The organism is Micromonospora profundi (assembly GCF_011927785.1).
GTDB classification, from domain to species: domain Bacteria; phylum Actinomycetota; class Actinomycetes; order Mycobacteriales; family Micromonosporaceae; genus Micromonospora; species Micromonospora profundi.
Window position 1 is genome coordinate 5,433,294 of record NZ_JAATJK010000001.1, and the last position, 13,274, is coordinate 5,446,567.

Here is a 13,274-nt window from a genome sequence, read left to right on the forward strand (position 1 = left end):
CCTAACGGCCGTCGCCGCGGCCGGCCACGTCACCGAAGACCCGCTGCATGTCGAGGGCGGACATCCTGTTCTGCTCCTCCGCCGTCTCGTAGTTCTGCTTGACCTGACGCAACGCCTCCGCCGCGTCGTAGAGATTCTGGGCGAGCCTCTGCACACCAGCCTCGGTGTCCCGGTAGAGCCCCTGATGCTTGGCAGCCAACCGGCCCGCCCATTCGAACCCACCGAGCGGGCTCGCCTGGCCGCCGGCCCCACCCGCCATGCCCGCGGCCGCACCACCCATCAGGTCCTGGATGTCGACCATCTTGTAGGTGAGCTTGTTCAGGTACGCCGCGTGGGTTTCCAGCCAGTCGATCGCGGAATCGAGGCTGCTCGCGTCCCACTCGGTCTTGACGCCGGCCTCGCCGGGCGCGGTGACGAGACCCTCCGGCGTGGCGGCATGGTTGACGTTGTCGATCTCGAAGCCGGTCAACGCCAGGCCTGACACCGGCGTGGTGCCGACCGGAATCGGAATGTACATGTCGTCGTTCTTGAACCGTTCCGGCTGGCTGGTCCTGTCGTCCGTCATCGGTCCCCTCCCCGAAACCCTGACTGGTGGTCTGTGCTCACTACTGCTGTGGGCCGGACTGCGGCGGCGCCTGGCCCGTGCCCGGCCATCCGGGTCCGCCCGGCGGCGGCGCGGCCGGTGGATAGCCCGGTGCGGGCTGGCCAGCCGGCGGCGGATAGCCCGGCGGCGGATGACCGTGTTGGGCCGGCGGCGGACCGTACCCCGGAACGGGCTGCGGCGGCGCGACGTGCCCCGGTGGGCTCTGCCAGCCGGCCGGGCCCGCAGGCCAGCCGGGCGGCGGCGACCCGGGTGCGCCGGCAGACGGGCCGGGCACGGCCGGGGTACGCCGCTTGCGGCGCCTGAGCACCACCAGCAGGACGATCAGCGCGACAATCGGCACGGCCACGCAGAGCACGACCTGGACGATCGCGCCGGCCTTGTTCGACACCCCGAACTCGACAGCCGGACCCTCGTCATCGTCGGGCCGGGCGGCGCCACCGGGCCGGGTCGGCTCGGTCGCGCCCTCCAGCAGCGGGTTGGCCGTCACCTCTGGCACCGAGCGGGTCAGCGCCGCGACCGGGTCGACCGCGCCGAAGCCGAACTGCTGGTCCCGGCCTGCCGGCCCGGCGTCGCGGGCCGTCTTGATCAGGCGGTTGATGACGTTTGCCGCGTCGAGCTGCGGATATTTGGCGCGGACCAGCGCCACCACCCCGGAGATGATGGCGGCTGACGAACTGGTGCCGCTGCCCACTGTGTAGCCGTTGGACGAGACCGCCTTGGGTGCCGGCCCGATGATGCTCTCCATCGGTGCCGCGATCACCGTCTCCGGGCCGCGCACCGAGCCGGCGAAGAAGTTGCCCCGCTTGTCCAGACCGGACACGGCGATGACGCCGGGGATGTTTGCGGGCGAGGTGACCCGCTGATCACCCTGCTCCACGTTTCCGGCGGAGGCCACCAGCACCGCGTCCTTGCTGAACGCGTAGGTGATCGCGTCGGCCAGATCCGGGGGCGGCGCACCGTCACCGATGCTCACGGAGAGGTTGATGACGTCGGCACCTGCGTCGGCCGCCCACCGGACGGCGCGGGTCACGTCGTCGCTGTTGAACCGGGCACCCATCGAGACCGGCAGGATCTTCGCAGCCGGGGCGATGCCCAACTGCCGCATCTGGTCACCACCACGCCCGGCGATGATGCCGGCCATCGACGTGCCGTGCCCCTTTTCCCGGTCGTCGTCACGTCGCCCGTCCGGCGCGGCGGCGGCGTTGACACCGTGCCCCGCCAGTACCTGGCCGCGAAGGTCTGGATGGCTGGCGTCCACCCCACCGTCGATGACGGCGACCACGACGCCCTTGCCCTGCGTGAGTTTCTGCGCCTGGGGAATCTTCAGCGAGTCGAGATACCACTGCAGGCCCCGGACCGTGTCGGCGGCACGAGCGGGTGCCGGTGCGACAACGGCGGGAACCAGCGCGGCACACAATGCCACTGCGGCCGCAGCCGCCAGCCGGGCCGATCGGAAACGATTCCCCGTACGCATCGCTCTCCCAGAACCTGTGCCGACGCCAACGCAATGCGGCTCCGGCCCGGTCGAACCGGACCGGAGCCGCACCGGCGATTGTCTCAGCCCCACACCTTCGAGTTGCTCATCTCGGTGGAGACGTAGTTCTCACGGGCGATGCCGACGGCACCACCGATCTCGTTCAGGACCCGGTTGATGTCCCGGACGGCCTGGTCCCACTTCGCCTGGTGCTGCTCGTAGGCGACGCGGTCCTGGCCGTCCCACTCGAGCTTGGAGAGCATCGACCGCAGCGTGTCGAGCTTCTCGTCGATGGTCTTCGAGATGGCCTGCATCTGCTGGTTGCTGCTCTCGAGGACCGCGTAGTCAACTTTGATCGCCATGTTTTCCTCCTCTGCTCGCTACGGGATCACGGGTTGAGAGCAGAGTGGAACTTGTCCAGCATCTGCTGCTGCTCTTCGTCGTTGACCTGGTGCGTCGTACCCGACTTGTCGAGCAGGTCCGCGATGTCATCCATCGCGGTCAGCAGCTTGACGGTGTCCTCGTTCCAACGCGTCATCAGCGACTGGAAGCCCGTGGACGCCTGACCCTTCCACGCCATGGCCAGGTCGTCGACTACGTTCCACAGCTTCTTCAGCTCGCCGTCGACCTCGCTACGCGTAGACCGCACGTCACTCGCGGCGGTATGCAGAGTCGCAGCTTCGACCTCGAACGCCATGCTTCACACCCTTCCGTCATGTTGTGGCGGCGGCTTTGCCGCGCCCCCTCCCCCGCGGCAAGGCAGCAAAACACCCCACCGACGGACACTCCAACAGAGACCGTAGCGGAGTCCGTCCAGTCCTCGCAGCCCTGGTAGGCCGCCGTAGGTGAATAGTGACGAATCAGCCGACGTGATTACCGGTTTTACGGGACAGGTATTTGACGCGGACGACAAAATTGCGATGCCGGATCACCGCACAACCGGGCGAGCCCGGTCACGACGGCTCGGACCAAGCGGTCTGGATGAGCTGTTGGCCGTCGCGCCGACGGACCAGCGTGCCCCGGCCGGGCGGCTGCGGGCTCGGCCGCAGCGTGCCGAAGACCGCGCCCTCCTCCCGACTGCCGGACATCAGCAGGCCGGGCGAGTCCAGCTCCCGCAACCGTTGCAGCACGGGCTCGTAGAGCGCGCGGGACACGCCGCCCACCCGCCGCGTGATGATGAGGTGCAGGCCGATGTCGCGGGCCTGCGGCAACAACTCCTGCAGAGCACTGAGCGGATTGCTGCCACCGGAGGCCACCAGGTCGTAGTCGTCGACAAGGATGTACAGGTCCGGGCCCTTCCACCAGCTGCGGTCGCGCAGCTGCGCGGTGGTCACGTCCGGGCCGGGCAACCGGTTGGACAGCGCGCTGCGGATCGAGCCGAGCCCCTGCGCGAACGCCTGATTGGACGGCGCGTAGTCAAGCAGGTGATCGCCCTCCACCGCGCCCAGCAGCCCACGCCGGTAGTCGGCGATCACCAACCGGGCCTGAGCGGGCGTGTACCGCTCGGTGATGCCACGGGCGATCAGCCGCAGCAGGTTGGTCTTGCCACACTCGGCGTCGCCGAACACCGTCAGGTGCGGCTCGTTCGCCAGGTCCAGATACACAGGGGCGAGCGCCGACTCGTTGACGCCGATGGGCAGGCCGGGCGCCGACCGGTCGATGATCCGCGCCAGCTCGGTAACGGCGAGCCGACGCGGCAGCAGCCGCACCTTCGGCGCCGGACGACCCGGCCAGTTGGCCGCCACGTGCCCGGCCAGGGCGATCGACGCCTCGCTCAGGTCGTCGATGTCACGCCGGCCGTCGATCCGCGAAATGGCAGTGAGGAAGTGCAGCTTGTCCCGGGTCAGGCCACGGCCGGGTGACTTCTCCGGCACGTTCATTGCCGACCGTCGGTCGATCTCGGATTCGGCGGCGTCGCCCAGGCGCAGTTCGAGCTTGGTGCCGAGCAGGTCCCGCATGTTGATCCGGACCTCCGCCCACCGCGCCGCGGTGAGCACCACGTGCACGCCGAAGCCGAGGCCACGGTTGGCGAGCGTCGTGATGGTCTGCTCCAGCTCCTCGTACTCCTGGCGCAGGGTGTTCCAGCCGTCCACCACCAGGAACACGTCACCGAACGGGTCGTCGGCGAACTCACCCGCCGCCCGGCGGCGGCGATAGCTGGCCACCGAGTCGATACCGTGCTGAGCGAAGCGCATCTCCCGCTCGTCCAGCACCGCGACCACCTCGGCCACCGTACGGCGCACCGCCTCGACGTCGCGCCGGCCGGCCACCCCCGCCATGTGCGGCAACCGCTCCAGGCTGCGCAGCGCGCCGCCACCGAAGTCCAGGCAGAAGAACTGCACCTCACGCGGCGTGTGGGTGAGCGCCAACGAGGCAAGCAACGTCCGCAGCATCGTGCTCTTGCCACTGAGCGAGCGACCGACGATGACCACGTTGCCACCGGCCCCGGCGAGCTCGACCATCATCGGGTCACGGCGCTGCTCGTACGGGCGGTCCACCACGCCGACCGGCACCGTGAGCCGACCCCGGCCCGGCCAGGACGCGGTGCACAACCCGTACGTCGGGTCGACGGCCAGCGGGCCGAGCAGCTCACCCAGGCCCGGCGGGTCCGCCAGCGGCGGCAGCCACACCTGATGTGCGGGGCGGCCCCGGCCCTTGAGCTGGTCGATGAGCACGTCGAGCATCGCGACGGCCTTACCGTCGGCCGGCTGCTCCGGCTCCGGCGCGGAGTCCACAGGCATCTGGGGGGCCTGCGCCGGCAGGAAGTCGACGCCGTACGGCACGATCCGGCGCTGCACCAGTGCCTGCGACGCGGATGCCTGCTGGCCGGGCGCCCGGTACGGGCCGGAGACGTACGCGGCCCGGAACCGCAGCATCGTGCTGGTGTCGGTCTTCAGGTAGCCGTGCCCCGGCGCGTTCGGCAGCTCGTACGCGTCCGGCACGCCGAGCACGATCCGGCTCTCCACCGCCGAGAAAGTACGCAGACCGATCCGGTACGACAGGTGGGTGTCAAGGCCGCGCAGCTTGCCCTCTTCGAGGCGCTGGCTGGCCAGCAGCAGGTGCACACCGAGCGACCGACCGAGCCGGCCGATCATCACGAACAGGTCGATGAAGTTGGGCTTGGCGGCCAGCAGCTCGCTGAACTCGTCGCAGATGATCAGCAGGCTGGGCATCGGAGCCAGCGGCTCGCCGGCCGCGCGGGCCTTCTCGTACTCGAAGCGGGAGACGTAGTTGCCGGCCGCCCGCAGCAGCTCCTGCCGGCGCACCATCTCGCCGGCGAGCGCGTCGCGCATCCGGTCGACAAGCGGCAGCTCATCGGCCAGGTTGGTGATGACAGCGCTTGTGTGCGGCAGCGCCTCCAGCGAGGCGAACGTCGCACCGCCCTTGAAGTCCACAAGGACGAAGTTCAGCTCCTCCGACGAGTGGGTCACCGCGAGCGCGGCCACCACCGTACGGAGCAGTTCGCTCTTGCCGGAGCCGGTCGCACCGATCACCAGACCGTGCGGGCCCATGCCCTCGTGCGCCGACTCCTTGAAGTCCAGCTCCACGACGTTGCCGTCCGGGCCGACGCCGAGCGGGATGCGCAGCCGGTCACGGTGACCGCGCGGTCGCCAGGTCTGGTGGACGTCGACGGTCGCCGCGTCACCGACACCGAGCAGGTCCGGTAGCTCCATGCTGCGTGCCAGCGGCTCCTCGCTGCTGGTCTGCTGCTGGGACAGCCGGTACGGGGCGATCTGCCGGGCCAGCCCTTCGGCGGCCTCGACGGTGAGCCGGTCCGGTCGGCCGAGTTGCGTCGACGAGGTGCCCCGGATCAGTTCGAGTGAGCTGCCGTCGCCGGCGTCCAGGCAGAGCAGCCAACGGCCGGCATCGCGCGGCACCGTCCCGGAGAGATCGATGGTGGTGGCACCGAGCAGACCCTGACCCACCAGCTGACAGGTCGGCGCGACCTCGCCGCCGTCGATCACCACGACGAGGTGCGGCGCGGTGGTCAGCGGCTTGGCCTCGGCGGTGAAGCGGGGACGCCCGGCCAGTTCACCGTTCAGCGACTCCTCGGCCTCGGCCAGGCTGGCGAAGACGAGCCGCCTGGCACCCGCGGCGTCCGTCCGGCCACTGTGGTGGGCGTGCGGAAGCCACTTCACCCACTCCCAGGCGGCCTGCCGGTCGGGCGCGGCGACCACCGCGATCACCATGTCGTCGGGGGCGTGGAAGGTCGCCAGCTGACCCAGGGCCGCGCGGGTCAGGTCGAGCACCGGCTCTCGGTCACCGCGCAGCACCACCCGGCTGAACGCGCGTACGGAGAGCGCTGTCGGCAGCTCCGGCACTGTCGAGTGCGCCCGCACGAACCGGCGCAGCGCGATGGCGCTCATCGGTTCCAGGTCCTCCACCGGCTTGGTCTCCGGCGGGACGATCTCGACGGCCAGCCGCTGCGGGCCGAGCGCGATGCGGGTCTCGCCGAAGTCGTCCTCGGTGATCCGCCGTTCCCAGAGCCGGCGGGACGCCGCGATCGACCAGAGCGCGTCCGGCTCCGGGTGCCGCCAGGCCATCGCCGCCCGCTGCTGCTCGGCGGCCCTGCGGGTGCGCTTGCGCATCTGGGCCAGGTAGCGCATGTAGTCGCGACGGTCGGCGTTCAGCTCGGCCTTGTCGTTGCCGCCGCTATTGGCGAGCGAGCCGATCGCCATGCCGAGCATCGAGACGCCGAAGAGTCCACCGGCGACGTACGTCATCATGCCGCCACCCCGGCCGGCGTAGAGGAATGCCATCGCGCCGACCCCGCAGACCATCGGCAGGATCATCAGCAGTTGGCCCATGCCGCGGGGCGTCGGCTCGGGCAGCTCGGGCGGCGACTCCAGCAGCACCTCGCCGCGTGGCAGAGCCGGCCCCGGCTGGCGCGGGAGCCGGCGGAACACGACCGTGCTCACGGCTGTCTCCTCCCCAGAAGCGGCCTGATGACGTGCCGTCGCGGATCGAAGCCCGCGGGTGGGCACTGTACGTGCTCGTCATCGTAGGTAATCTCCCGTGGGCGCGGTGCACCCCGTACTGCGGCACCGCCGCCCGCCGAGCGTAGGACGACCCAGGAGGCCACTGTGGCGACGAAGACGGCGACCGGTGGCCTGAGCCGGATCACCATCGTGGCTCCCCGTACGCGGATGGACCTGGCTCTGCCGTCGGACGTACCGATGGCCGACCTGCTTCCCACGCTGCTGCGCTACGCCGGGGAGGACCTGGCCGACGAGGGTGTGCGGCACGGCGGCTGGGCGCTGTCCCGGCTGGGCGGCGCACCACTGGACGGTGGGCGTACCGCCGCGCAGTTGGGCGTACGCGACGGCGAGGTGTTGTATTTCAATCCCCGGTCGGCGGCGGCGCCGGAGATCGTCTTCGACGACGTGGTGGATGCGGTCGCGACCGCAACCAACCAGCGTCCCGGCTCCTGGCAGGTCAGCACGACCCGGTCGTTCGCTGTGCTGTTCGCCGCGGCGGCGTTCGGCGCCGGCGCGGTGGCCGCCCTCTTCACCGGCCCGCCGCACCTGCCCGGCGCGATGGCCGCCCTGCTTGTCGCAGTGGCGCTGCTTGTCGGCGCGGCGGTGCTCTCCCGCGCCGCAGGCGACAGCCGGACCGGCGCGGTCCTGGCCATTGTCGGCCTGGTGTACGCGGGCACCGGTGGTCTGCTGCTGCTCGCCGGTGACCTGCGACTAACCGACCTGGGCAGCCCGCACGCCCTGCTCGCGGCCACCGCCGTGGTGGTCGCCGGGGCGGTGGCCGTGCTGGCCGTCGGTGACCGGTATCCGCTCTTCTTCGCCGCGATCGGGGTGGGCGCGGGCGCCGGTCTGGGCGCACTGCTCTGCCTCGCCTTCGGGCTCGACGCGGCGGCGGCGGCAGCGGTGGTGGCGGCCGTCGCGTTCGGCGCGGTGCCGGCGCTGCCGATGATCGCCTACCGGCTGGCCCGGCTGCCGGTGCCGTCGATCCCGACCGGTCCGGAGGACCTGAAGACCGACAGCGAGTCGGTAGACGGCCGGCAGGTGCTCGAACGCAGCGACCGGGCCGACCAGTTCCTCACCGGTCTGCTGTGGACGGTGTCGGTGCTGGTGCTCGGCGCGCAGTTGGTGCTGGCACTGGACGGCCGGCTGCCGGCGGTGCTGCTCTGCCTGGTGCTGGCCCTGCTCTCGCTGCTGCGCGCCCGTCCGCTCCTGGGCCGGGCGCAGCGCATCCCGGTGCTGCTCGCCGGCACTGTCGGGCTGGGCCTGGCGGCGGCGGCCACCTTCGCCGGGGGTTCGTTGCTGGTCCGGCTGGGCCTCATCCTCGGTGGGCTGCTGCTGGCGGCCGTGATCAGCCTGATCTACGGCCTGACCGTCGCAGGCAAGCGCATCTCGCCGGTCTGGGGCCGGCTGCTCGACATCGTCGAGATTATGCTGATCATCTCGCTGGTTCCGCTCGCCTTCTGGGTCTGCGGCCTGTACGGCTGGATCGTCAACCTGCGGCCCTGACCCTGCCGGCCGGCGTCGACGCGACCGGCGCGCTGGCGTAGATGCCCGGGCCGTGCTGCCCGTCCATCGGCCGGGCCGGGAGACCGGCCCGCTGTGCCACGTCCCGGACGACCTTGACCAGTGCCTCGACGTGGTTGTCCATCGCCGCGACCCGCAGCAGCGGCGCCGCCACGCGACCGTCGGACGAGACCACCGCCGCCACCGTGTGCGACGGTGCCGACGTGGCGGTGATCGCGTCCACAAGCGGGCCGAGCGGGGTGTCGGGCCGCCCCCGCAGGGTCAGGCAACGGTGCGTCCAGCCGCCGCCCCGCAGCCCCTGCCAGGTCTCCGCCGGCGTCTCCGGAACCAGGTCGAGGCCGGCTGCCGACACGACTGCCGCGCGCAGCTCGTCGCGGCCCAGCGGCCGGTGGGCCAGCCCGGCGGCGGTCAGCGCCTTGCCCAGCCGGCCGATCCCGGCGGCCAACGTCCGGTGTACGCCGGGCAGCCCACCGCCCCGGCTGACGGTCTCGACCCGGGCGTCGCGGATCGTGAGCCGCAGCGCCACCCAGACGGACCGGTGCGCTGCCGGCGGCGCACCGGAGGCCGGGTACCAGACCAGTGTGTGCGCGACGACCTGGGCCCGGGAGACGGGTGCCGAGAAGTCGCTGAGCACCCGCAGTGCGCGGTCCACGACGGACGCGTCCACCGAACCGCTCGTCGCGCCGGTGACTGGTTGCAGGGCAACCGCCGCGAACCAGCCCTGGTCGTCCTGCCCGATGCCCAGCCGGGTGCCACGGTCGGTCAGCTCGATGACGCTCAACTCGGGTGCGAGCGCGGCCAACCGGGGGTCGGCGACCGAAGCGCTCGCCAATGCCGCCGCCGCCGCGCGTTGGCGGCGACGCCGCAACCGGCGGCGCAACAGCACGTCCTCGAACCACCAGCGGCCACCGCGCCGGGCGAACACCACCGCCACGACCAGCACCGCGACGGTACCCGCCACGGCGAGCAGCCAGCTCGGGCCGGCCGTCGCGGCCCAGACGCCGACCGCACACACCTCCAGCACGACGAGCTGGCCGACAAGCACCGGGCCGATACGACCCCGGCCCGGTCGATCGACGCCCGGGGCCACCCGCGCCGGGACGTCGGACGGGCTCGTGACCGCTCGGGCGGGTCGCGCCTGAACCTGCGTCATCGCTGACTGTCCCTCCTGCACGATGTGGCTCTGCTCCGGGGAACGCCCGGCGCCGACCAGGCGGCGGGCCAGAGGGCCGGCCGTCGGCCCCTTATCGTAGGGAAGCCCGTGACGGCACCCTGACCTGATCGTCGCGGATCCACCCCGCCGGAGGTAAGTCATGCGGACCCGCCGCGATCAGGTGCAGGCGTACCGCTTCGTCACCCGCCGGATCGTCTCCGCTCTCCTGTCGGGCGATCCGGAGACCACGAACCTGCCGATGCGACGACTCGGCATGGCCGTCTTCGGCAGCGCGATCGCCGCGGCCGTGGTGCTCGGCGGGGTGGGCGCCTACGGCCAGTTGACCGGCAACACCGCACCGCTGGACGAGAACACGCTGGTCATCGAACGGGAGACCGGCGCGACGTACGTGTTCGTCGAGGGCAAGCTCCACCCGACGCTCAACTACACCTCCGCCCGACTGATCCTGAACGAGCCGAACCCGCAGGTACGGACGATGTCGCAGACCTCGCTGCGGGACCGTCCGCGCGGTCGCACTGTCGGCATCGTCGGCGCCCCGGACGCGCTGCCCGGCCGCAAGTCGTTGACCGGCCTGCCCTGGTCGGTATGCGACGTACCCGACCCCGTCGACCCGCGCCGCTCCACCACCCGCGTCGTGATCGACCGCGCGCTGCCCGGCGGCGCCCCGCTGGGTGACCGCGCCGTGCTTGTCACGGTGGACGGTCAGCGGCACCTGCTCACCGGCAACGCCCGGCTCGAGGTGCTCGGCGGCGACCAGTCGGTCGCTGCGCTGCGGATGAGCGGCACGGCGCCCCTGCCCGTCGGGCAGCAACTGCTCAACGCCCTGCCGGCTGGGCCACCGCTGCGCAAGCCGTCGCTGTCCGGCCTGGGTGACCGTAGCGGGCTGAGCGTGGCTGGCCGACCGGCCACCATCGGCCAGGTGTTCCAGGCGGCCGGGCAGCACTACGTCCTGGCCCGCGAAGGGCTCGTCTCGATCAGCGAGATCACGGCGCTGCTGCTGATCAGCGGCGGCGGTCAGATCACCGACATCACGCCGGATCAGGCCGGCCGCCTGCTTACCGAACAGCGGCTGGAGCCGGACGGGATGCCGCGGACGCTTCCCTCCCTGTACCCGGCCCGCGCCGGGCAGACGCTGCTCTGCGCGACGTACCGGGCCGGCACCGCGGGCGGCCCGCCGACCACCACGCTTGAGGTCTTCGACCGGGCGCCTGCCGAGCTGAGCGCCAACGAGCCGAACTCGGTGCCGGTGCGGCAGAGCAACCGGGACGCGGTCCGCACTGCCGAGTCGGTGCTGCTGCCCGGCGGCAAGGGCGTGCTGGCCCAGGCCGCTCCCGGCGCCGGCACAAGCGGGTCCGGCGCCGCCGGGTCGACTGTCTACCTGATCAGCCCGCAGGGCGTCAGGTATCCGCTCGGGTCGGCCGAGGCACTGGGGGCGCTCGGGTACGAGGGGGTCACCCCGCTGGCGGTGCCCGGGTCCCTGCTGTCCCTGATCCCCACCGGGCCGACTCTGGACCGCGAGGACGCGCTCGCGCATTTCTCGCCAGGTGGCACGCCATCGACGGGCACCAACGGCTGAGCGAGCGCCACGGGTCGCCTCGGCTTGCGCTGGTGGACTAACCTGGTTCCGCTGACGGTTGTCAACCAGAACGACGGGGATGTAGCCATGACCGGCCGTACGGAAGTTGACCTGCTGTCCCTTGAGGACTTCCACAAGAACCTCGCGGCGCGGCTCAGCCAGGCCGAGACGGTACTGCGCAAGCTCAACACCGAGATGCAGTGCAGCCCTCCGGCGTTGGGCCTGTTCACCGACGCCACCCAGAACGCCCGCCGCTACAGCTCGGTCCACGAGTCTTATGTGGAACAGGCCGAACGGCTCCGGCAGGCTGTGCTGGCGGCGCAGCAGGCCACTAGCACCATTCTCGCCAACTACCGCACCGCCGAGGCGCGCAACGCGGCAAACGCCACCGACATCGACTCGGCGCTGAGCGGGGTCGACCGGGCGCTCAAGCCGAAGGGGGACGGGCGTGTCTGAATACACCCAGCGTTATGAGGGCAAAAGCCACCAGGAGCTGTACGACGCGGTGATGGCCGGCAAGCCCGAGCAGATCGATGAGCTGGCCGCCAAGTGGGCCACGCTGAAGGGCATCCTGGACGGCCTGAGCCGGGAGCTGAGCGGCGACATCGAGAAGCTCGGCAACAGCTGGACAGGTTCGGCAGGCCGCGAGTTCCAGCGGCGGCTGACCTTGGTCGTCAGCCACACCGACGCGCTCAGCGAGGGCATGACCGGCGTCAAGCAGGGCCTGACCATGATGGCCGGCCAGCTCCGCACCGCCCGCAAGCAGGCGGAGAGCCCGGAGGAGACCGACGACAACGACCGGGCGATCTCCGGTGCGCTCAAGGGCGCCGCCTTCGGTCTGCCCGGGGCTGTCGTCGGCGGCATCATGGGCCACCAGCAGGACAAGGCCGAGCAGGAGAAGGCCCACAAGCGGATGGTGAACGTGGTGGCCGAGTTGGCCGCCGGTTACGACCTGTCCGCCTATGACCGCGTGGTCGACCCGCCGCGTCCGGACGCCGAGACGCCGAAGACTGTCAACCAGGACCCGACGACGCCCCGCAGCGTGCCGAGCACCACCACGCCCCACGCCGCCCCGACCACCACCGGCCGCCTCGCGCACACCGGCGGCGCGACGATCACGACGCCGACCCACACGTCCGCGGCCCCGGTCCCCGCCGGGTTCGTCACCGGCCAGGAAGGCGGCCCGGTCACCGGCAGCACGCCCGGCGTCGTCACCGGTCCGGCCCCCTCCACGGGTGGCACCTCCCTCGCCAGTGCCAACCCTCTGATCGGCGGGGCACTGCTCGCCGGCGGCGTCGCCGGGCTGGCCAGCATGTCCGGGCCGACCACGGCACCGGCCAGCGCCGGGACCGGCCGGGGCCTGCTCTTCGGGGCACCGGGTGGGACACCGGCCGGCGGGGTGCTGCGCACGTCCACGCTTGCGGGTTCGACGAGCACGCCCACCCCGTCGGCACGGCCGACCGGTGGTGCCGCAGCTGCCGACACCCGTTCGGCGAGCGGCGTCGGGCGCGGCATCGACGGCCGGCGCGGCGAGGCCACCGGCCGGGCTGCCGCAGCCGGGGGCCAGGGAGCGACCGGCCGGGCGGGTTCCGGCCGCGGGTCGGGCACCAACCGTCCCGGCCTTCTCGGCGGGAACGGCCGGCCGACCGACGACGAGTCCGACGACCGCCTGACCTGGCTGACCGAGGACGAAATGGTGTGGCAGGACGGCGGGGACGCCGCGCCGCCGGTACTCGGCACCGCAAGCTGACAGTTCCCCGGGGCGGCACGGCTCGCAGCCGGGCTGCGTCGACGGATACCACTGGACCTTGACGGCCCGGCCTCACTTGAGGCCGGGCCGTTCGTCACGCGCACGGTGCAGGATGCCCACCCGGTCGGCCCCGTCCACAGTGGCCACAGTGGCAGCGGTCACCCCGGCTGGCGCGGCAGACATGCTGCACAACGCC

General features: G+C 71.8%; 10 protein-coding genes. 4 read left to right on the top strand and 6 right to left on the bottom strand.

Annotation, left to right across the window (positions count from 1 at the left end):
* Window position 1: 1 nt before the first annotated feature.
* From F4558_RS24060 to eccCa, 5 genes are all read right to left on the bottom strand, one after another.
* Window positions 2-565, bottom strand: a complete 564-nt coding sequence (locus tag F4558_RS24060; RefSeq protein ID WP_167946067.1) for a WXG100 family type VII secretion target — start codon at window positions 563-565, stop codon at window positions 2-4.
* 40 nt (window positions 566-605) lie between these two features.
* Complete coding sequence (locus F4558_RS24065; RefSeq protein ID WP_082377621.1) at window positions 606-2,078, bottom strand: S8 family serine peptidase; 1,473 nt, start codon at window positions 2,076-2,078, stop codon at window positions 606-608.
* A gap of 83 nt (window positions 2,079-2,161) precedes the next feature.
* A complete protein-coding gene (locus F4558_RS24070) occupies window positions 2,162-2,440 on the bottom strand; it encodes a WXG100 family type VII secretion target (RefSeq protein ID WP_053658911.1) in 279 nt (92 codons plus the stop codon).
* Window positions 2,441-2,466: 26 nt separating this feature from the next.
* Window positions 2,467-2,775: a WXG100 family type VII secretion target gene (locus F4558_RS24075; protein WP_053658909.1), complete on the bottom strand. Its 309-nt coding sequence runs from the start codon at window positions 2,773-2,775 to the stop codon at window positions 2,467-2,469.
* Window positions 2,776-3,031: 256 nt separating this feature from the next.
* On the bottom strand, window positions 3,032-6,997 hold the full coding sequence (gene eccCa, locus F4558_RS24080; RefSeq protein ID WP_167946068.1) for a type VII secretion protein EccCa: 3,966 nt from the start codon (window positions 6,995-6,997) through the stop codon (window positions 3,032-3,034).
* Window positions 6,998-7,162: 165 nt separating this feature from the next.
* On the opposite strand from eccCa, the gene eccD reads away from it, so the two are divergent.
* Window positions 7,163-8,560, top strand: coding sequence for a type VII secretion integral membrane protein EccD (gene eccD / locus F4558_RS24085; protein WP_167946069.1), 1,398 nt, complete (start codon window positions 7,163-7,165; stop codon window positions 8,558-8,560).
* Here eccD and F4558_RS24090 read toward each other — a convergent pair.
* Entirely contained in the window at window positions 8,544-9,731 is a 1,188-nt protein-coding gene (locus tag F4558_RS24090; protein WP_167946070.1) for a type VII secretion protein EccE, read from the bottom strand. The two genes, eccD and F4558_RS24090, sit on opposite strands and share 17 nt — an antisense overlap.
* Window positions 9,732-9,891: 160 nt before the next feature.
* On the opposite strand from F4558_RS24090, the gene eccB reads away from it, so the two are divergent.
* The 3 genes from eccB (at window position 9,892) to F4558_RS24105 (ending at window position 13,078) form a co-directional block, all read left to right on the top strand.
* Window positions 9,892-11,328 carry a type VII secretion protein EccB gene (gene eccB / locus F4558_RS24095; protein ID WP_053658901.1) on the top strand — a complete coding sequence of 479 codons (1,437 nt, stop codon included), beginning with the start codon at window positions 9,892-9,894 and terminating at the stop codon, window positions 11,326-11,328.
* Window positions 11,329-11,415: 87 nt separating this feature from the next.
* A complete protein-coding gene (locus tag F4558_RS24100; protein ID WP_053658899.1) occupies window positions 11,416-11,784 on the top strand; it encodes a hypothetical protein in 369 nt (122 codons plus the stop codon).
* The gene (locus F4558_RS24105; protein ID WP_053658897.1) at window positions 11,777-13,078 is read left to right on the top strand and encodes a WXG100 family type VII secretion target; all 1,302 of its coding nucleotides are present in this window, start codon (window positions 11,777-11,779) and stop codon (window positions 13,076-13,078) included. The genes F4558_RS24100 and F4558_RS24105 overlap by 8 nt, the downstream gene beginning before the upstream one ends.
* Window positions 13,079-13,274: the final 196 nt, after the last annotated feature.

Coding starts and splice junctions, on each gene's coding strand:
- F4558_RS24060 (WP_167946067.1), bottom strand. CDS start 565: ATGACGGACGACAGGACCAGCCAGCCGGAACGGTTCAAGAACGACGAC.
- F4558_RS24065 (WP_082377621.1), bottom strand. CDS start 2,078: ATGCGTACGGGGAATCGTTTCCGATCGGCCCGGCTGGCGGCTGCGGCC.
- F4558_RS24090 (WP_167946070.1), bottom strand. CDS start 9,731: ATGACGCAGGTTCAGGCGCGACCCGCCCGAGCGGTCACGAGCCCGTCC.
- eccB (WP_053658901.1), top strand. CDS start 9,892: ATGCGGACCCGCCGCGATCAGGTGCAGGCGTACCGCTTCGTCACCCGC.
- F4558_RS24100 (WP_053658899.1), top strand. CDS start 11,416: ATGACCGGCCGTACGGAAGTTGACCTGCTGTCCCTTGAGGACTTCCAC.
- F4558_RS24075 (WP_053658909.1), bottom strand. CDS start 2,775: ATGGCGTTCGAGGTCGAAGCTGCGACTCTGCATACCGCCGCGAGTGAC.
- F4558_RS24070 (WP_053658911.1), bottom strand. CDS start 2,440: ATGGCGATCAAAGTTGACTACGCGGTCCTCGAGAGCAGCAACCAGCAG.